Raw genomic sequence first — 19,221 nt, forward strand, 5'->3', positions numbered from 1 at the left:
GAGGGATAGCAGCTCCATGAGCGACCTTGCCAGAGAAATCACACCGGTAAACATCGAAGACGAGTTGAAAAACTCGTATCTGGACTACGCGATGTCCGTAATTGTCGGACGTGCGCTGCCAGATGTTCGTGATGGACTGAAGCCGGTACACCGCCGCGTTTTGTACGCGATGAACGTACTGGGTAACGACTGGAATAAACCATACAAGAAATCGGCCCGTGTCGTCGGGGACGTCATCGGTAAATATCACCCACACGGTGACAGCGCGGTTTACGACACCATCGTGCGTATGGCTCAACCTTTCTCACTGCGCTATATGCTGGTGGACGGTCAGGGTAACTTCGGTTCCGTCGACGGCGACTCCGCCGCGGCAATGCGTTATACCGAAGTGCGCATGTCAAAAATTGCTCACGAACTGCTGGCGGATCTGGAAAAAGAAACCGTCGACTTCGTGCCTAACTACGATGGCACCGAGCAGATCCCAGCCGTCATGCCAACCAAGATCCCGAACCTGCTGGTTAACGGCTCGTCGGGTATTGCCGTGGGTATGGCCACCAACATTCCGCCGCATAACCTGTCAGAGGTTATCAACGGCTGTCTGGCCTATATCGATGATGAAAACATCAGCATCGAAGGCCTGATGGAACACATCCCGGGGCCGGACTTCCCGACTGCGGCGATCATCAACGGTCGCCGCGGTATCGAAGAGGCCTACCGCACCGGGCGCGGCAAGATCTATCTGCGCGCACGCGCTGAAGTGGAAGCCGATGCCAAGACCGGTCGCGAAACCATTATTGTTCACGAGATCCCGTATCAGGTGAACAAGGCGCGTCTGATCGAGAAGATCGCCGAGCTGGTGAAAGAAAAGCGCGTGGAAGGCATCAGCGCACTGCGCGACGAGTCCGACAAAGACGGCATGCGTATCGTGGTTGAGATCAAACGCGATGCGGTTGGCGAAGTGGTACTGAACAACCTGTACTCACTGACGCAATTGCAGGTCACCTTCGGCATCAACATGGTGGCATTGCACCAGGGCCAGCCGAAGTTGCTGAACCTGAAAGACATTTTGCAGGCGTTTGTTCGTCACCGTCGTGAAGTGGTCACCCGTCGTACCATCTTTGAACTGCGTAAAGCTCGCGATCGCGCCCACATTCTGGAAGCCTTAGCTATCGCTCTGGCCAACATCGATCCGATCATCGAACTGATCCGTCGTGCGCCAACCCCTGCGGAAGCGAAAGCCGGTTTGGTCGCTCAGGCGTGGGATCTGGGTAATGTAGGCGCCATGCTGGAACGTGCGGGTGATGACGCGGCTCGCCCTGAGTGGCTGGAGCCGGAGTTCGGCATCCGTGACGGCAAATATTACCTGACCGAGCAGCAAGCTCAGGCAATTTTGGATCTGCGCCTGCAGAAACTGACCGGCCTGGAGCATGAAAAGCTGCTGGACGAGTATAAAGAGCTGCTGACCGCCATTGCTGAGCTGATCTTTATTCTGGAAAACCCAGACCGCCTGATGGAAGTGATCCGCGAAGAGCTGGTCGCAATTAAAGAGCAGTACAACGACGGCCGCCGTACCGAGATCACCGCCAACACGTCCGATATCAATATCGAAGACCTGATCAACCAGGAAGACGTGGTAGTTACGCTGTCGCACCAGGGCTATGTGAAGTATCAGCCATTGAGCGACTATGAAGCGCAACGCCGCGGCGGTAAGGGCAAGTCTGCTGCACGTATCAAAGAAGAAGACTTTATCGATCGTCTGTTGGTGGCTAACACCCACGATACGATCCTGTGCTTCTCCAGCCGTGGCCGCCTGTACTGGATGAAGGTGTATCAACTGCCTGAAGCCAGCCGTGGCGCACGTGGTCGTCCAATCGTCAACTTGCTGCCACTGGAAGCCAATGAGCGTATCACCGCCATTCTGCCGGTGCGCGAGTATGAAGAAGGGCGTCATGTGTTCATGGCAACCGCCAGCGGCACCGTGAAGAAAACCGCGTTGACCGACTTTAGCCGTCCACGCAGCGCCGGCATCATCGCCGTTAACCTCAATGAGGGTGACGAGCTGATTGGTGTTGACCTGACCGACGGCAGTAACGAAGTCATGCTGTTCTCCGCCAACGGTAAAGTGGTTCGCTTCCCGGAAACGCAGGTGCGTTCAATGGGCCGTACGGCTACCGGCGTGCGCGGTATCAACCTGGGTGAAGGCGACAGCGTTATCTCCCTGATTGTGCCTCGCGGTGAAGGCGATATTCTGACCGTTACCCAGAACGGCTACGGTAAGCGTACTGCGGTCACCGAATACCCGACCAAGTCACGTGCCACCCAAGGGGTTATCTCCATCAAGGTGAGCGAGCGTAATGGTCAGGTAGTGGGTGCGGTGCAGGTGGATACCACCGATCAGATCATGATGATCACCGATGCCGGTACGCTGGTGCGTACTCGCGTTTCGGAAGTCAGCGTGGTTGGCCGTAATACCCAAGGTGTTACGCTGATCCGTACTGCGGAAGACGAGAATGTCGTCGGCCTGCAGCGCGTTGCCGAACCGGTAGAAGACGAAGAACTGGATAGTCTGGAAGCCGGCGCAGAAGCCGTAGAAGAAGACGCTACGCCGCTGGACGAAGGCGACGACGATTCTGAAGCGGTAGACGACGCGGAAGATGACAACGCCTAAGCCATAATGGGCGACTAACGCCACTATTGCACTGAGAAATACAGGGCCTGGCAGCGATGCTAGGCCCTTTTTCAGTTATATGGTTTAATTAGCGAACTCAAGCCAACAGCTCCCGGCTCTGCTATGAACGCGCTGGTCACCACTCACATTTGTATGGTATCCGATTGAAATATTTAGCCTCTTTTCGCACCACGTTAAAGATTTCCCGCTATCTGTTCCGGGTGCTGGCGATAATGCTGTGGTCGTTGGGGGCGTTGCTCACCACTTTCTATATCCTGAATATCCTGCATCAGAAAGAGTCTGACATTCGGCAGGACTACAATCTGAATTTTGATCAGGCGCAGGGCTACATCCGCCATTCGGCCGATATCATTCGTGATATCAAATATATGGCAGAAAACCGCCTCAATGGCTCGGTCAGCAGCCTGGACATGTTCAGCGGCATCTTTCCCGGCAAGAGCAGCCCGCCAGAGTTTTTCCCGCTCTATCCGGAGTCCAACTGTTCGCTTAATAGCACTTACCGCAGCTCGCTCAATTCGCTGAGCGGGTTGATCCAGTATTGGAAAGAGAATTTTGTCGCGGCCTACGATCTCAACCGGGTGTTTTTTATCGGCGGGGATAGCCTGTGCATGGCGGAGTTCGGCGGCAGCAGCGGCGTAGCCAACCGCTCAGATGCGCTGAAAACGCTGCATGAGCGCATCCTTAAATATCGCAACGCCAAGAACCAGGATAAAGACAATAACCTGTACTGGATCAGCCCAAGCCAGCAGCGGCCGGATGTCGGCTATCTGTATGTACTGACGCCAATCTATATTGGCTCCAAGCTGGAAGCGTTGCTGGGCATTGAGCAGACTATACGTCTGGAAGACTTCGTGACTACCGGCAACCTGCCGATCGCCGTCACTCTGCTGGATGAGAACAACGAACCGATACTGCAGCTGGCGGATGGTGAGCGCAATGCGCAAGCGCCCGACAGTTATCCGCTGGAACAAGCCTACTTTGGTTACGTCGATAATTACCGCGACCTGATCATGAAAAAGGCGTTGCCGCCATCCTCGCTCAGCATCGTGTATGCGGTGCCGGTGAAGACGGTGGTTGAGCGCTTCAAAATGCTGATCCTCAATGCGGTGCTGCTGAATCTGCTGTCCGCCATCGTGCTGTTCACCCTGGCCTGGCTGTTTGAACGCAAAATGTTCCTGCCGGCAGAGGATAACGCCTTCCGGCTGGAAGAACATGAGCAGTTTAACCGTAAAATTGTCGCCTCGGCGCCGGTGGGCATCTGTATTCTGCGCATCAGCGACGGCACCAATATCCTCAGTAACGAACTGGCGCACAATTACATCAACTTACTGACCCACGAAGACCGTGACCGCATTACGCGCATCATCTGCGAACAGCAGGTGAATTTTGTCGATGTGATGACCAGCAATAACAATAACCTGCAGATCAGCTTCGTTCATTCTCGCTATCGTAATGAGGATGTGGCGATTTGTGTGCTGGTGGATGTCAGCGCCCGCGTGAAAATGGAAGAATCGCTGCAAGAGATGGCCGCCGCCGCGGAACAGGCCAGCCAATCGAAATCGATGTTCCTGGCGACCGTTAGCCATGAGCTGCGTACGCCGCTGTACGGCATTATCGGCAACCTCGATTTGCTGCAGACCAAGGCGTTACCGCAGGGCGTTGATCGACTGGTCAATGCGATGAACAACTCTTCCGGGCTGCTGCTGAAGATCATCAGCGATATTCTGGACTTCTCGAAAATTGAATCCGAGCAGTTGAAGATTGAGCCGCGGGAGTTCTCCTGTCTGGAGGTGATTACCCACATCGCCGGCAACTACTTACCGCTGGTGGTGAAGAAGCGGTTGGGGCTGTACTGCTTTATCGAGCAAAACGTGCCTGAGCGCATTTCCGGCGATCCGGTACGGTTGCAGCAGGTGTTGTCCAACTTGTTGAACAACGCCATTAAGTTCACCGATACCGGCTGCATCATCCTGCAGGTCTGCACCCGCGGCAATTATCTGGAATTCAGCGTTCGTGACACCGGCGTTGGTATCCCGGAGAAAGAAATTACCCGCCTGTTTGACCCGTTCTTCCAGGTGGGCAGCGGTGTGCAGCGCCATTTCCAGGGTACCGGGCTGGGGCTGGCGATTTGCGAGAAGCTGATCAACATGATGGATGGCGACATTGCCGTTGAATCCGAACCGGGATTAGGCAGCCTGTTCACCATCCGTATTCCTCTGTTTAGCGCCCAGTTCCCGATCCCGCAGCCGAGCGATACCTGGCAGGGCAAAACGCTGTGGCTGGATATTCGCAACCAGCGGCTGGAAAGTTATCTGATGGAAATCCTGGGCGGTTATGGTGCGACGGTATTACGCCATCAGGGGCAGGACACCGCCGAAGGCGAAGTGATGCTCAGCGATCACCCGTTGATGATTAGCACGCCGCTGCTGGCGCAGATCCAATTTTCCATTGAACACATCGGCCCGTCGCAGGAAACGCGCCCGGGTTACTGGATGCACAGCACCTCTACGCCGCGTGAAACCCTGGTGCTGCTTAACCGGCTGTTTGGCACTCAAGCTGAAAGCGGCAATACCCTGGCACAATTGCCGTTGCCGGCCAAGGCCAGCTTGATCGACAACGGTGATATTCATTTACTGGTGGTGGACGACCATCCGATCAACCGTCGGTTGCTGTCCGATCAGCTTAGCTCGCTGGGCTACCAGGTGGTGACGGCCAATGATGGGGTCGATGCGTTGGATGTACTCAGTCGTAACACCGTCGACATCGTACTGACCGACGTCAATATGCCGAACATGGATGGCTATCATCTGACTCAGCGCCTGCGTGAAATGCAGTTTACTTCCCCGGTGATCGGCGTCACGGCGAATGCCCTGGCTGAAGAGAAGCAGCGCTGTATTGAGGCCGGCATGGATAATTGCCTGTCGAAACCGGTGACGCTGGAAACGCTGGAACAAACATTGGCGTTTTACAGCCAGCAGGTGCGCTATGTGCGCGCCGAGTCTGAAGAGGCCTAAAAGCAAAAGGGCGCAGCAAAATGCCGCGCCCTTGTTAACTACCGAGTTATTTATTCTTTGTCCAGCGGTGCCATGCTGACGGAAGAGAGGTAGTTGAGCAGCGCAATATCGTTCTCGACACCCAGCTTCATCATCGCCGATTTCTTCTGGCTGCTGATGGTTTTGATGCTGCGGTTGAGTTTCTTGGCGATTTCGGTCACCAGGAAACCTTCGGCGAACAGACGCAGTACTTCGCTCTCTTTTGGCGACAGGCGTTTGTCACCGTAGCCGCTGGCGCTGATCCTCTCCAACAGCTTGGAGACGCTTTCCGGCGTGAACTTCTTGCCTTTTTGCAGTGCGGCCAGCGCTTTCGGCAGGTCGGTAGGCGCACCCTGTTTCAGTACGATACCTTCGATATCCAGATCCAACACGGCGCTCAGAATGGCCGGGTTGTTGTTCATGGTCAGAACGATGATCGACAACTGCGGATAATGGCGCTTGATGTATTTGATCAGCGTAATGCCGTCGCCATATTTATCGCCCGGCATTGAAAGGTCGGTGATCAGTACGTTGGCGTCCAGCTTGGACAGATTGTTGATCAGTGCTGTTGAGTCTTCAAACTCCCCAACGACATTCACCCATTCAATTTGCTCAAGTGACTTCCGGATGCCAAACAGTACGATAGGATGGTCATCAGCAATAATTACGTTCAGGTTATTCATGTTGTTGGCTACCTTGCTCCAGCAGTCTGCTGACGAAAAAATCAATCTGACTGATGTTATTCTCGATCTTGAGCGCATCACCGTCTGCGATGTGCTGTTCTAACGATTCACACAGTTGCTTGCCGGGAAGCAGATTTAACATGGCAAACACGCCTTTCAGGCGGTGTGCTGTCTGTGACAGAGCATTGAAATCACTGCTGCCCGCCTCAGTATACAGTTTTTTGATATCGTCGGGTACTGTATCAACAAACAGGCCATAGTAATCACTTGATTTCAATTGTTTTTCATAGAGTTGGATATCATCGGCGGTCAGCGAAAGCGGACTTTCCGGCTGTTCCAACGCGGCCATTTGCTGCTCAATCAGCATCAGCACGGCGTCTATCATTGCGCCACTCAGGTTATAGTTTACCCGAATATACCGTTTTTCAAGCTGTTGCCATCCGGCCTCATCGCTGGTCAGCAGCAGGGTATAATCGTCAGCCCTTTGCGGGTTGTCGGTCAGTAGAACGTCGTAGTCGCGGTTAACCTGGCGTTCATCGGCAATGATGCAGCTCGCGCCATAGGCGTGCAGCAGATGGGTCACAATGCCGCGCACCTCTTCAGAAGTGATGTCCAACAGCGCGGTCACGCCGTCGAGCAGTTTTTCCTGCGCTTCCGTCTCCTTTTTCTCCATTTCCATCGGTACGCGAATGGTGTAGCGGGTGCCGATGTCGACCTTGCTGCGAATATCCAACTGGCCGTTGAGTTTTTTGCATAGCTGGTTGCACAAGAAGAAGGTCAGGCCGGAACCATGATTAAAACGATCCACCAGCGTCTGGCTGAGGAACGGATAGTTGAGGTTACTGATTTCCTCGTTGGAAATACCCGAGCCGGTATCATTGATGTGGAACACCAGGCGATCGGGGTGCTCGGGTTCATGATCAACCACCAGCGAAATCTTGCCGCAGGCGGTAGTGATAATCGCGTAATGCACCAGCAGCGAGATCACCTTGCGTAGCGCGTTAGCGTCACCGATATATTGCTGCTCGACATCAAGCTGGAAATGATTGAACAGCGACAGTCCTTTTTGATTGATGGAAGGCAGGGCTTCACGCAGTAATTCATCTATCAGGGCCAAAGGGCTGAACGGGTGGCGCGAAGGTTGCCAGTCCTGAGTTTCCAGCCGGGTGAGCAGGGTGATGTTTTCAATCAAGCCCAGCACCGAGGATGACTGTGTGGTCAACTCTGTTAGCAGCGCTTGCTGTTGTTCTTCATCCGGTTGCGTACGCAGGCGATCGGCCAGATCGTGCATTTGGCGCACCGGTTGGTTCAGTTCGATCCCCAGATTGTGCAGCATCAGTTTGCGTGCCTGTACATTTTTGTCGTACTCGCGCTGTGCCTGCTGCAACCGCTTGTTGACCATGACTTCCTTGTCCTGATCGTTTAACAGGAACAGGTAAGTTTCCGCTGAGAGCTGGCTGCGGAAAATGCGAATTTCATACACCTCATTGTTGACCGTCGCTTGAATCACCCCGTGGTGCTGTTCGGCCATATGAGCGATTTTTTGTAGGCTGAGGTGAGGCAGCAGATGTTGGGCAATCTTATTGCTGGCGATCACCGTATTGCTGGCAAAGTTGTACACCAGCAGGCCGGAAGGCAGGCTGGCGATAATCTCTTGATTCAGCGCGCGTTCGGCCTCCAGTTCAACCGCCATGTTCTCGCTAGGGCGAATGTATTGTCGACGAATAAAGTAAATGCCTGCCAGCGACAGCGCCAACAGCAACAGATTGATGGCGATTAACCAGATATTGTTACGCAGCAGGTCGATCGCCAGGCTGATGGCGGAAACCCGATAAACCACTTTCAGCGGTGCGTTAGGCAAGGAGGCCGTGAAGTCGACCCAGTTGCCGCTCATCGTTATACCGGCGTTGGGGGTGCCTTCAATCGGCAGAGTTCCATCGTCCAGATTGCTGTTATCGGGCAGCAGCATAAAGTTGGCACGTGCCATATTAATCGGGATGATATCGTTAATCGGCAAATCGAAGGCGATCACCGTGGCCAGATGCCCCGGTTGATTAAAGGTCGTACGGATTGAAAACGAATAGGCGTTTTGGAAACGTTGCTTGCGTAAGGCGGAAAAGCTTTCGCGCTCGTCGAGCATGTTCGCCTGTTGCAGCATTTCGGCGCGACGATCTTCCGCCGACGTCGTCAGGTAGTTTTCCTTGAAGCGAGAGGCCAACTCTTTTAACGGCTGAGTGGTGATCAGACTCAGGCTGTTGTCCTGACCATTAAGGTAATACATGGCGTAATTTTCGGTCTTGGCACCCCAGCGGGCATCCAGATAGTCTGAAATATTGGCGATCATCGCCAATGTCCCTTCTTCATGGCTGCCAAAAATGACCGCGTCGGTTTTCTTATGCGGTTTTTCCAGGTAGTAAACGTCCGGCCGCAGTCGGGTTTCCTGCAGGCTGGGATCGACGTTCAGGGAGGCCGCATTGCCGAATTTATCGTAGATCTGATAGGTGACGTAGCGATAGTTGTCGATGCGCTTTTGCAGCCCATTGGCGATGCTGTTCAGCGCATATTTTTTCTCCGCCAGCCAGGCGTTGGTATAGTTGTAGCCGTACAGGCCAATGGCAATCGTCAGCAGCACGGCAAATAGCAGGAAGCAGCGGGTAATATTGCTTGAGCTAATGGTCAGTTGTTTGTTTTGCATAGTTGGCTGCGCATTCCTGAATCAACGGGTTATCGCCCGGGCGCTGGCGGTAACAGCCAGGAGTAAGACGGCAACGCAGGCAAAGGCGACCGTCAGGCTGGAGAACTGGGCGATAAAGCCGATTAACGCCGGCCCGGCGAGAATACCGGCATAGCCTACGGTAGTCACTGAGGCGATAGCCAGATTGGCCGGCATATCATGTTGATTGCCTGCGGCACTGAACAGGATCGGCACCACGTTAGAGGCACCCAACCCTACCAGCATAAACCCGATCAACGAGACCATGGCATTATCGAACACAATCGCCATGCTCAGACCGATAGCGGCACACAGGCTGCCGAGCAGCAAGACCTTATACCTGCCCAGGGCGTTGACGATGCGGTCACCGTTCAACCTGCCGAGGGTCATGGTAATGGAAAACAGCGCATAGCCTAATCCGGCCTGGCTGTGGTCAACCCCCCGCAGGGTAGTGAGGAACAGGGCGCTCCAGTCGAGCATCGACCCTTCCGCCAGGAACATGATAAAGCACAGAATGCCGATAAACATGACCCAACCGCGTGGCACGACGAACATCGGTCCACCTTCTTCACCGCCGCTTTCGCGCAGCAAATTGCGGCTGGCTACGGTTAGCAATGCCGCGATGGTCAATACGGTGACACAGGTCGCCAACAGAGGTGTGAGCCCCAGCCACAGCATGATGCTAACGCCCCCGGCACCGGCAATGCCGCCAACGCTGAAGAAACCATGAAAGCCCGACATCATTGCCTTGCCGCTGGCACGCTCGACCACCACGGCCTGTATATTCATTGCCACATCGATCATGCCAATTGCTGCGCCAAACAGCAGCAGTGCCAACGCCATGCCCAAGGTGGTATTCATCAGCACCAGCAGCGGTAAATCGATGCACAACGCCAAACCAGCAAGCAAGATCACCGGCCGACAGCCCAATCTGCCGGTCAGAAAACCGGTGAGCGGCATCGCCAGCATCGAACCAGCACCAATGCACAGCAGCAACAGACCGAGAGAGCCATCATCAATGCCGATGCGCGCTTTGGCGAAGGGAACCAGGGGCGCCCAGGCGGCCATGCCGAAACCGGCGACAAAAAAGGCCAGCCGCGTGGCGATCTGAGCCGGTACCCCGGGTTTTTGCTGTTCATTGCATAAGGTGGATGTCATGTGGGCTTTGGGATCTATTGTGGAAGAGGGACTGAAAGTTATGGAATGTTTTTATCACAATCCGCGATCCGGGTCGAAAGGAATTGCGCCGTCATTGGCCTTCGGTGCTGCGCGACGTTCCAGCCACAGGCCAATGACCTGCACAATATACTGCTTTTGCTGTTCGCTCAGTGCTTGCCCTTGCGGAATGTTATGCCACTTGGCCAGGCAACCACGACAACAGGTCGCGGTGGCGTGCTGGGCGACAAACACCGGATGGCCGCGCATGGGGGTCTGCTTGCCGTCATTGTTCGGAAAAGGCGCAGCCAACCGTTGATCGATAAAATCTCGTGCATGGCTGAGGATCAGCGGCAAGCCTTTGGTTTCAAAATAAAGCTGGTCTTTGGGATTCAGACGAAATTTGGCGCGGAAAGGGGAGCTTTGTAGCCGACGCCATAGCGCTTCGGGTTGAAATAGCATGGTTCATCTTCTTCGGGGCATTTTGTGCAGGTTATCAAAATAGCAACCGTGCGACCAATGTGTTGGTTCAAAACCCTGCAGCACGAAGCGAAAGTTATTTAAGCAATAAAATGCTTTCCAAATTAGTGCGCTTAATAAGTAGTCTAAAACAGAAGAAAAGATTAGCTATTAGTGCGGAAGTTAATTGGGGGGATAATATCTTCAAGTGATTATTTTTTGGCATAAAGTGCGAATTAAGATGAAATGTGAGCTAAGTATGAGGAAATAAAAAACCGGCCATAAGCCGGTTGAAGTGTACAGAATGTACAAAAAATTATCTTACAGATAATGAAGGTAATAATGAAAATAATGATGATAGCGGGATTATTATAACGTCAGCGTTATGGGATTCTTTTGGCACAATGTGCTTATTGATAGTGACTTTTGTATGGCTATCTTTTTTTTCTTAAGTTTTTGTATAACTACATGATTTTATATCTATAAGTGTGTTTTTTGTCATTGCGTGCCTTATTTTTTATGTCTGTAATGTTTTGTGGAAGTTCGCTCAATTTTACATTTGGAAACCTTTAATAATCACACTGAAACACTATCGGATACTTGGTATCATTTTCTTTCTGGATTAATATTACCCTTGTTACCAGAATGGTAATGCACAGTCGTGCTAATAATGCTCAAAAGGGCAGTGGCCATAGCTCGACATAATAAACGAGGATAATAACAATGAAACTTCGAGTTCTTTCTCTGATCGTCCCCGCACTGCTGGTTGCAGGCACCGCAGGTGCGGCGGAAATCTACAACAAAGACGGCAATAAACTGGATCTGTACGGCAAGATCAATGGTCTTCACTATTTCTCTGACAACAATGGCTCCGATGGCGACATGTCTTATATGCGTTTCGGCCTGCGTGGCGAAACACAAATCAGCGACCAGTTGACCGGTTTTGGTCAATGGGAATATCAGGCAAACCTCAACCATGCTGAAAGCCAAGACAACAAGAACTTTACCCGTTACGGCTTTGCCGGCCTGAAGTTTGGCGATTACGGTTCATTTGACTACGGCCGTAACACCGGCGTGCTGTATGACGTTGCGGCTTATACCGACTTGCAGCCTGAGTTCGACGGCTCCACTTACGGTGCCGACCAATTCATGTTCCAACGTTCCAGCGGTTTGGCAACTTACCGTAACACCGACTTCTTCGGTCTGGTTGACGGCCTGAACTTTGCTCTGCAGTACCAGGGTAAAAACGGCAACGGCGAAGAGTCTAACAACGGCCGTGAAGTTCTCAATCAGAACGGCGACGGCTACGGCATGTCGGTGAACTACGACATCGGCTATGGCATCAGCGCGGCAGGTGCCTTCTTTAGTTCCAAACGTACCAGCGAGCAAAACGGCGGTGGCGCATACAGTGGCATCATGGGCCGTGGTGACCGTGCAGAAGGTTATTCTGGCGGTCTGAAATATGACGCCAACGACGCTTACCTGGCCGTGATGTTCACCCAGTCTTACAATGCCGCACGCTTTGGCTCTACCAGCAGTGATGCTTACGGTTATGCCAACAAGGCGCAAAGTATCGAAGCTTACGCACACTACCAGTTTGACTTCGGTCTGCGTCCATTCGTTGGTTATAACCAAACCAAAGGTAAAAACCTGGGTCTGGCCGCTAACGGCAAGGATTACGGCGACGAAGATCTGGTCAAATTTGTGGATCTGGGTGCGACCTACTTCTTCAACAAAAACATGTCCACCTACGTTGACTACAAAATCAACCTGTTGGACGACAACGACTTCACCAAGTCTGCCGGGATCAACACCGACAACGTGGTTGCCGTGGGCCTGGTTTACCAGTTCTAAGCAACAGAGTGTGAGTGTCACCACGCGGCCTTCGGGCCGCGTTTTTTTTGCCTGCGGTTTGGCACGAATTGGCATGAATGAGGCACGGATTGCCATTCTGAGATCCTGCGGCTTACCTAAACTTTCTACACAGAGATAAATCAGGAGGTTAGCATGGAACTCAGCATAAATCGGGTGGTTGAAACCGTACTGTACGTCAAAGATATCGAACGCGCCGCTGCATTCTATCAGCAGGTTTTAAAACTGCCGGTGATGGTGGCGAACGAGCGTTTCCGCGCTTACAACGTCGGTGAACAAAGCGTGTTGCTGTTGTTTATCGAAGGGGACTCGCTGAAAGGCGCGCATTATCCAGAAGGGTATATCCCCCCGCATGACGGCAGCGGGCCACTGCATATCGGGTTAGCGGTGGCGAAAGAACAGTTGCCGCATTGGGAGCAACATCTGACGACTCAGGGGATCGAGATAGAAGGGCGGATGAGCTGGGATCACGGCGGTGAGAGCATCTACTTCCGCGATCCCGACGGTCATCTGATGGAGCTGGTGACGCCGGGGATTTGGGCCAATTACTGATGATGCCAAACTTCGGCTAAGGCCTTCAGCGTTTCCCTCAACAGCAATAAGGCATTCTGCGGTTGCTGCTCTATTTGCACCTTGACGATCGCCCCGTCAATCAGCATCGCCAGCATCTCTGCCCGTTGTTCTCGTTCCGGGCCAAGGGGTAGATAGCGAGCGATCTCTTCGGCCATTTGCTGCTTGTGTCGGCGGGCGATGTCCAGGCTTTCCGGCAACATATCCGCCAGTTCAACCGCCGTATTGATAAAAGCGCAGCCGCGGTAGTGCGGATCGCTAAACCATTCCTCAAGACAAGGCACCAAGGCAGGTAAGACATCCCCGAACTGCTCGACATACTGTGCCAGTGACTGACTGAACCAGCTCAACCATTGCTCATGGCGGTAAGCCAGAAACGCCTCAATCAACTCGTTTTTGCTGGGGAAATGGCGATAAAAGGTCACTTTTGCTACGCCAGATTCGCTAATGATGCGATCGATACCGGTCGCGCGTACTCCATCGCGGTAAAACAGATCGTGGGCTGTCAGCAGGATACGCTGGCGCGGGGGAAGAACCTGAGGGGGAGCGGACATTGAAATATCTCCTGAGCATTGATTTTAACGATTGTAGACAACTCTGTCTATATGCGCTAGCTTAATGATGTAGACAAACTTGTCTACATCAATTTAACCTCCGAGGTAAGCTATGAGCATTAAACCCCCCTTGCCGCCCTTTACCCGTGAATCGGCGATTGAGAAAGTCCGTTTGGCGGAAGATGCCTGGAACAGCCGCGATCCGGAAAGGGTAGCACAGGTCTATTCGGTCGATACCCATTGGCGTAATCGGGCGGAGTTTGTCGATGGCCGTGAGGCTGTCTGCGCTTTTTTGCAACGCAAGTGGGCAAAGGAATTGGAATATCGGCTGATCAAAGAATTATGGGCATTTGACGGGGCGCGCATCGCAGTGCGTTTTGCTTACGAATGGCGTGATGACTCCGGCAACTGGTACCGCAGTTTTGGTAACGAGAACTGGGAGTTCAATACGGATGGCCAGATGATCAACAGACACGCCTGCATCAACGATATGCCGATCCGCGAGCAGGATCGGCAATTCCACTGGCCGCTCGGTCGCCGCCCGGATGATATTGCGTCCCTGAGCGAGTTTGGCTTCTGATTACCGTTAGTGATAATAGGGTTTGAGTTCCGCATGGAGAGAGGAGATCAGCCGTTTTTTCCACTCGATTTCACCCTGGCGATAGTGTGAAAACAGATAACCAATCGCCAGATCGTCCAGGATCGGCAGGGCGTACAGTCCCTGCTTGTCCTGCTGTGCGTTGAACCAGGGTTGCGGAACTACCGCCATCAGTGGCGCTGCGCGCAGTACCGGTGGCAACTGCGCGTAATCGGCACAGCTGAGCTGGATCCTGCGTTGTAAACCCTGGCGTTCCAACTGACGGTCAAGTTCGTTCTCTGCCTGTGGCCAGGGATGGCAGTAATAGTGCGGGTAGTCTGCCAGTTCACCAAATGTCAGCCCGCTTTTGTGACCTAATACCTGGCGCAACGGCGATCCGAATACCGCCACCAGGCGGGTGCTGCCAATAAGCTCATAACGCAGCGCGCTGGTGCGCTGTTGGTGATCGCCAACGGCAATCACCATATCTACCGCGCCTTCCAGCAGCTCAGTGCGCCATGAACGTCGCTCAAAGTTTTGGCAGCGGATATCGGCATTGGCAAGCGTGCTTTTCTGCGCCAGCAACGGCAATAAGATCGGATGCAGTGCCGGCGGCACAACCAGGGTGAAATGCCGTGGCGCGTCCGGCACATAGCCGAACAATTCACTGTCCAGCGAAGAGAACAAGGGCGTTAGCGTTTCTTTAAGCGACAGGGCAAACAGCGTCGGCACCTGGCGATGCCCTTCCCGCCGGAACAGAGGCTCATCCAGCACCTCACGCAAGCGGGCCAGGGCGTGACTGACGGCAGAAGTGCTGATACCGAGCTTATCCGCCGTTTTCTGGCTGGATCCGGTGCTGGTCAACAGGTAGAGCACTTTCAGCAGGTTCATGTCCATTTGCAGGATATTCATTAATAGCCTTTTAAATTGAATACGTTTCAATATTAGGCTGAGTATACTTCAGCCCTGTTTTTCCCCGTAGAGCTGAAACATGAAAAAAAACATGGGTTATCTGATGGCTATGACATTCTCACTGTGCTTTAACGCTCAGGCACAGCTCGATCCTGCGCAACCGTTGTCCAGTGCGCCGCCCTATTCACTGTTTGAGCAATGGGCGCAGCCGGTGGCGCCATTCCAGATTTTCCCTCAGGTGTATTATGTCGGCACACGCAACCTTTCTTCCGTGCTGTTCAGCACGCCGGAAGGATTGATTCTTATTGACGCGGGGTTGGATGCCAGTGCACCGGTGATAAAATCCCATATTGAGGCATTGGGTTTCAACATCAAGGACTTGCGATTCATTCTTAACAGTCACGCACGTCTCGATCAGGCTGGAGGCATCGCTCGTTTGAAAGCCTGGAGCGGGGCGAAAGTGGTTGCCAGCGCCGCCAATACCCAACAGTTGGCACGGGGAGGAAAACAGGATTTTGCCTTGGGAGATGCACTTGGTTTCCCTCCGGTGAAGGTCGACATTATCGTCGGGCAAGGGGATAGCGTTACTTTGGGCGGGCTGAAATTTACGGCGTTAATGACGCCGGGGCATTTGCCTGGCGCCACTTCATGGACGACCACGCTGCGGCAGAGCGGGAAAACCTATCGGCTGGTCTATGCCGACAGTTTGGCAACCCCGGACTACTATCTGGTCGATAACAAAAACTACCCGAGTCTGGTGCAGGACATCCGCAGCAGCTTTAGGCTTTTGGCCCAGCAGCACGCGGATATTTTTATCGCCAATAAGGGAACGCGCTTCGATCTGGAAAATAAAATGGTGCGACTTCAGGCTGGCGATCGGGAAGCTTTTGTCGATCGGCTGGGGTTACAGCAATATGTGCAACAGTCTCAACGGGATTTTGAGACGCAGTTAAAACAGCAGCAAAGTAAAGATTAAGTTATCTTTCTATTTTATTTTGGCGCAATTAACCCTACCCAATAAAATAAGGCATGTGGTTTAGATATATTTAATAAAATTAATGAGGATGAAAGGTGGTGCCCGGGTTTGATAAGGCGAAAAGGCAGAGGGGATAATAATGTGAAAAAGATTTTGAATAAGGGATGGCGCGCGTTGAATATTGATCGCCGGGAGTGCTGACGGCAAAATGACCAGTGGCGGGCTATGATGAAACAGGCTGCAGTAGCCACAGAAGTTAAAACAGTCGCCGGTGCTCATGTCCGCCATGTTGTGCCCTGCCGGCGGGCTATCGGCGAGGTTCTGGCTCATCATTGTCCTGTGTCCAGCATGCTCCGCACTCATGGGCATGCCGGTCATCTCGCTGTTATCCATGCTATTTTTTGCAAGATGGGTGGAGATTGATGGCGCGATGAATATCATCAACATAGCGAACAGGCCCAGCCAGGCTAGCGTGCGCATATGTTGAATTGACAGTTTCACCAGGAGCGTCCTTGCAGGGTTAAAGCGTAAAGGAATGACAATGTCAGCAGTTGTTCCACTATTGTAACATTGATGAGAATTAAGCTAAACAGAGAAGAAATCTGTTTGTTAAATGAATTTAATTCGGGTAGATTCCGGGTAATTCCATTTGACCACGGATGACTTATCATGTCTGAACGCAATATTGCGTTGCCTGCTGCTGCGCAGAATATTAACCCGCAGGTGACCACTCGTAGTTGGTTTATTCCGTTGGCTATGCGGATTCATTTTTATATTGGTTTTTTTGTTGGGCCGTTTTTACTTATTGCGGCATTGAGTGGCATATTTTATGCCTTGACGCCGCAAATTGAATCACGGCTTTATGCCCCGCAGTTGTATAACGACAATACCGGTCCGGCACTGCCGTTAAAACAGCAGATTATGGCCGCTCAGGCGATAGCGCCATCAAAAGCTTCTCTGTCGGCAGTGCGTCCTTCTCCGGCGGAGGGCGAGAATACCCGGGTACTGTTTAACGTCGCAGGGCTTCAGGCTTCGGAACGTTTGGCGGTGTTTGTTGATCCGGTTACGGCGCAGACGCACGGCGTAATGACGGTTTATGGTACCAGCGGCGTATTGCCGTTGCGCACCTGGCTGGACCAATTTCACCGCAGTCTGTTGCTGGGGGATGTAGGGCGCAATTACAGCGAGTTGGCAGCCTCCTGGCTATGGATTGCCGCGCTGGGGGGGCTGATCCTCTGGGGGGCGCGCAGGCGTAAGAAGGTAACGCGTCAGCGTGGTGGTTTACGCAGGTTACATGAAAAAAGTGGCGTACTGCTGCTGGTCGGCCTGCTGTTCTTTTCTGCCACCGGGCTGACCTGGTCACAGTGGGCCGGGGAGAACATCAGCGTGCTGCGCCAGCAATTCGGCTGGTCGACGCCCTCGCTGTCTACGGCGATCAACGGGCAGGACGCTGTGCCTGCCGGCGATCATGCGGAACACCATGAGCATATGATGGTCAGGGCGGAACCGCCTCAGGATGGCGCCATGTATGACAGGGCCCTGGTCGGTGCACGGCAGGCCGGTATCGACGCCGCCAGGGTTGAAATCAAGCAGCCGGCGATGGCGGGGCAGGCCTGGACGGTCATGGAGATCGATCGCCGTTGGCCGACGCAGGTTGATGCTGTTGCTATCGATCCCGTAACCCTGGCCATTACCGATCGCGTCAGTTTTGAACAATACCCGCTCGCGGCAAAATTAACGCGCTGGGGAATCGATTTGCATATGGGCGTCCTGTTTGGCCTGGTCAATGAGCTGGTGCTGGTGGTCTTTGCCGCCGGGTTGGTGGCGATGGTGGTGATGGGGTACCTGATGTGGTGGCGAGGTCGGCCAACGCGAGTAGTACGTAAACCTGCCCGTTCCCCCTTTATGTTGCTGCGCAAAACGCCAAAAGGGCCGCTGTTGCTGATTGTCTGCCTGACGCTGCTGCTGGGCTTTTGTTTACCGGTGATGGGCGTCAGTTTACTGATGTTTCTGCTGTGTGATTTGCTGTGGTATCTGGCTACGCGGCGGCGTAAACCGCACCTATCGACAAAGTGAAATTTGTAGAAAAGCCTTTCCTCTTCTAGACTTAGAGTACAACAAACGTACTCCAAGAGGACAAGTCATGACGAACAAGCTGATTTTAGCCGTTTGCACAGCAGCGACATTTTCTATTCTTGCCGGCTGTACGGCTTATGACAGGGCCGCCAGTTACGTTCAGGAGCCTGTGGTCAGTGATGTCAAAGTAGGGATGACCAAACAGCAGGTTCGTGCCATTGCCGGTCCACCGTCAACCACGGCGACTTTGGTTCACGCTCAGGGGACTTGCGATACCTATGCGGTAGCGCCGCGTGACGGGAAAGTGCAAACCTATTTTGTTAGCTACAGCGATACCGGACATGTGATGAACAAAGGCTATCAGACCTGTTCTGATTACGACTCACAGCCTAAATAATCCCCGATTAAGTGAGCAATCCAGCCCCGCTTTTGCGGGGTTTTTCATTTTTTAACCGTTAGCGGCTTGAAGTTTAAGCAAACGCACTTTTTCCTGCATTTTTTTTCATGAAACGATAGACATTTCATAACGGTAGCGCTAATATCTGCGCCCATTGGAAGGATGGCCGAGTGGTTTAAGGCAACGGTCTTGAAAACCGTCGAGTGTAACAGCTCCCAGAGTTCGAATCTCTGTCCTTCCGCCAAATTTAGCCGGCTTAGCTCAGTAGGTAGAGCAACTGACTTGTAATCAGTAGGTCACCAGTTCGATTCCGGTAGCCGGCACCATATAAGCAGTACCGACGCTCAAAGCGTCTACGGACCCCAGTAATCTTCGCGATTGCTGGGGTTTTTCGTTTTGGCTCCTATAGTTAGTACCTAATGCCAGTCTCTAAGCGCGCATAGCCCAACAATGGGGGAATATAACCCCGTAGCGGCCAGGCGTGAGAACAGGCCGATTAGATTAAAGGAGCCAATTTCGTAAATGACAGACGAAAAAAAACCTGCTTTAAAGCAGG

At 53.0% G+C, this 19,221-nt stretch carries 15 protein-coding genes and 2 tRNA genes; 10 read left to right on the plus strand and 7 right to left on the minus strand.

Annotation, left to right across the window (positions count from 1 at the left end; all coding sequences use genetic code 11):
- Positions 1-16 precede the first annotated feature (16 nt).
- Positions 17-2,668: a DNA topoisomerase (ATP-hydrolyzing) subunit A gene (gene gyrA, locus AC1RKG_RS07845; protein WP_122079889.1), complete on the plus strand. Its 2,652-nt coding sequence runs from the start codon at positions 17-19 to the stop codon at positions 2,666-2,668.
- A 164-nt stretch (positions 2,669-2,832) separates the two neighbouring features.
- Positions 2,833-5,703, plus strand: a complete 2,871-nt coding sequence (rcsC, locus tag AC1RKG_RS07850; protein ID WP_142814770.1) for a two-component system sensor histidine kinase RcsC — start codon at positions 2,833-2,835, stop codon at positions 5,701-5,703.
- Between the two features lie 50 nt (positions 5,704-5,753).
- Here rcsC and rcsB read toward each other — a convergent pair whose 3' ends face one another.
- Genes rcsB through AC1RKG_RS07870 form a run of 4 tightly spaced genes read right to left on the minus strand, consistent with a single transcriptional unit; the run spans position 5,754 to position 10,734 of the window.
- Complete coding sequence (gene rcsB / locus AC1RKG_RS07855) at positions 5,754-6,404, minus strand: response regulator transcription factor RcsB (protein ID WP_004947156.1); 651 nt, start codon at positions 6,402-6,404, stop codon at positions 5,754-5,756.
- The gene (rcsD, locus tag AC1RKG_RS07860; RefSeq protein ID WP_493182599.1) at positions 6,397-9,099 is read right to left on the minus strand and encodes a phosphotransferase RcsD; all 2,703 of its coding nucleotides are present in this window, start codon (positions 9,097-9,099) and stop codon (positions 6,397-6,399) included. The genes rcsB and rcsD overlap by 8 nt, the downstream gene beginning before the upstream one ends.
- A 21-nt stretch (positions 9,100-9,120) precedes the next feature.
- Positions 9,121-10,275, minus strand: a complete 1,155-nt coding sequence (locus tag AC1RKG_RS07865; RefSeq protein WP_493182601.1) for an MFS transporter — start codon at positions 10,273-10,275, stop codon at positions 9,121-9,123.
- Positions 10,276-10,329: 54 nt separating this feature from the next.
- On the minus strand, positions 10,330-10,734 hold the full coding sequence (locus tag AC1RKG_RS07870; RefSeq protein ID WP_122079885.1) for a DUF4186 domain-containing protein: 405 nt from the start codon (positions 10,732-10,734) through the stop codon (positions 10,330-10,332).
- A 720-nt stretch (positions 10,735-11,454) separates the two neighbouring features.
- Here AC1RKG_RS07870 and ompC point away from each other — a divergent pair.
- Positions 11,455-12,585 (plus strand): porin OmpC, encoded by a 1,131-nt coding sequence (gene ompC / locus AC1RKG_RS07875; protein ID WP_201896192.1) that lies wholly within the window; start codon positions 11,455-11,457, stop codon positions 12,583-12,585.
- A gap of 153 nt (positions 12,586-12,738) precedes the next feature.
- Positions 12,739-13,155, plus strand: coding sequence for a VOC family protein (locus tag AC1RKG_RS07880; RefSeq protein WP_392455621.1), 417 nt, complete (start codon positions 12,739-12,741; stop codon positions 13,153-13,155).
- Here the strand turns inward: AC1RKG_RS07880 and AC1RKG_RS07885 are convergent.
- Complete coding sequence (locus AC1RKG_RS07885) at positions 13,149-13,727, minus strand: TetR/AcrR family transcriptional regulator (protein ID WP_122079883.1); 579 nt, start codon at positions 13,725-13,727, stop codon at positions 13,149-13,151. The genes AC1RKG_RS07880 and AC1RKG_RS07885 overlap by 7 nt on opposite strands.
- Positions 13,728-13,839: 112 nt before the next feature.
- On the opposite strand from AC1RKG_RS07885, the gene AC1RKG_RS07890 reads away from it, so the two are divergent.
- Positions 13,840-14,307: a nuclear transport factor 2 family protein gene (locus AC1RKG_RS07890; RefSeq protein WP_414161240.1), complete on the plus strand. Its 468-nt coding sequence runs from the start codon at positions 13,840-13,842 to the stop codon at positions 14,305-14,307.
- Positions 14,308-14,313: 6 nt separating this feature from the next.
- Here AC1RKG_RS07890 and AC1RKG_RS07895 read toward each other — a convergent pair whose 3' ends face one another.
- A complete protein-coding gene (locus AC1RKG_RS07895; RefSeq protein WP_493182604.1) occupies positions 14,314-15,216 on the minus strand; it encodes a LysR family transcriptional regulator in 903 nt (300 codons plus the stop codon).
- A 79-nt stretch (positions 15,217-15,295) separates the two neighbouring features.
- Here AC1RKG_RS07895 and blaSPR point away from each other — a divergent pair, with 79 nt between their 5' ends.
- Positions 15,296-16,192, plus strand: coding sequence for an SPR family subclass B3 metallo-beta-lactamase (blaSPR, locus tag AC1RKG_RS07900; RefSeq protein WP_493182605.1), 897 nt, complete (start codon positions 15,296-15,298; stop codon positions 16,190-16,192).
- A 60-nt stretch (positions 16,193-16,252) separates the two neighbouring features.
- Here blaSPR and AC1RKG_RS07905 read toward each other — a convergent pair whose 3' ends face one another.
- The gene (locus tag AC1RKG_RS07905; protein ID WP_187961690.1) at positions 16,253-16,693 is read right to left on the minus strand and encodes a DUF2946 domain-containing protein; all 441 of its coding nucleotides are present in this window, start codon (positions 16,691-16,693) and stop codon (positions 16,253-16,255) included.
- 168 nt (positions 16,694-16,861) lie between these two features.
- Between AC1RKG_RS07905 and AC1RKG_RS07910 the strand changes: the two genes are divergently transcribed.
- The 4 genes from AC1RKG_RS07910 to AC1RKG_RS07925 all read left to right on the plus strand — a co-directional run bounded on the left by AC1RKG_RS07910 (position 16,862) and on the right by AC1RKG_RS07925 (position 18,991).
- Complete coding sequence (locus tag AC1RKG_RS07910; RefSeq protein ID WP_187961689.1) at positions 16,862-18,268, plus strand: PepSY-associated TM helix domain-containing protein; 1,407 nt, start codon at positions 16,862-16,864, stop codon at positions 18,266-18,268.
- 67 nt (positions 18,269-18,335) lie between these two features.
- Positions 18,336-18,665: an osmotically-inducible lipoprotein OsmE gene (gene osmE, locus AC1RKG_RS07915; protein WP_041414766.1), complete on the plus strand. Its 330-nt coding sequence runs from the start codon at positions 18,336-18,338 to the stop codon at positions 18,663-18,665.
- 156 nt (positions 18,666-18,821) lie between these two features.
- Positions 18,822-18,909 (plus strand) — tRNA-Ser (locus tag AC1RKG_RS07920).
- Between the two features lie 6 nt (positions 18,910-18,915).
- Positions 18,916-18,991 (plus strand) — tRNA-Thr (locus AC1RKG_RS07925).
- Positions 18,992-19,221 lie beyond the last annotated feature (230 nt).

Source organism: Serratia sp. GW822-FHT06D09 (assembly GCF_058799515.1).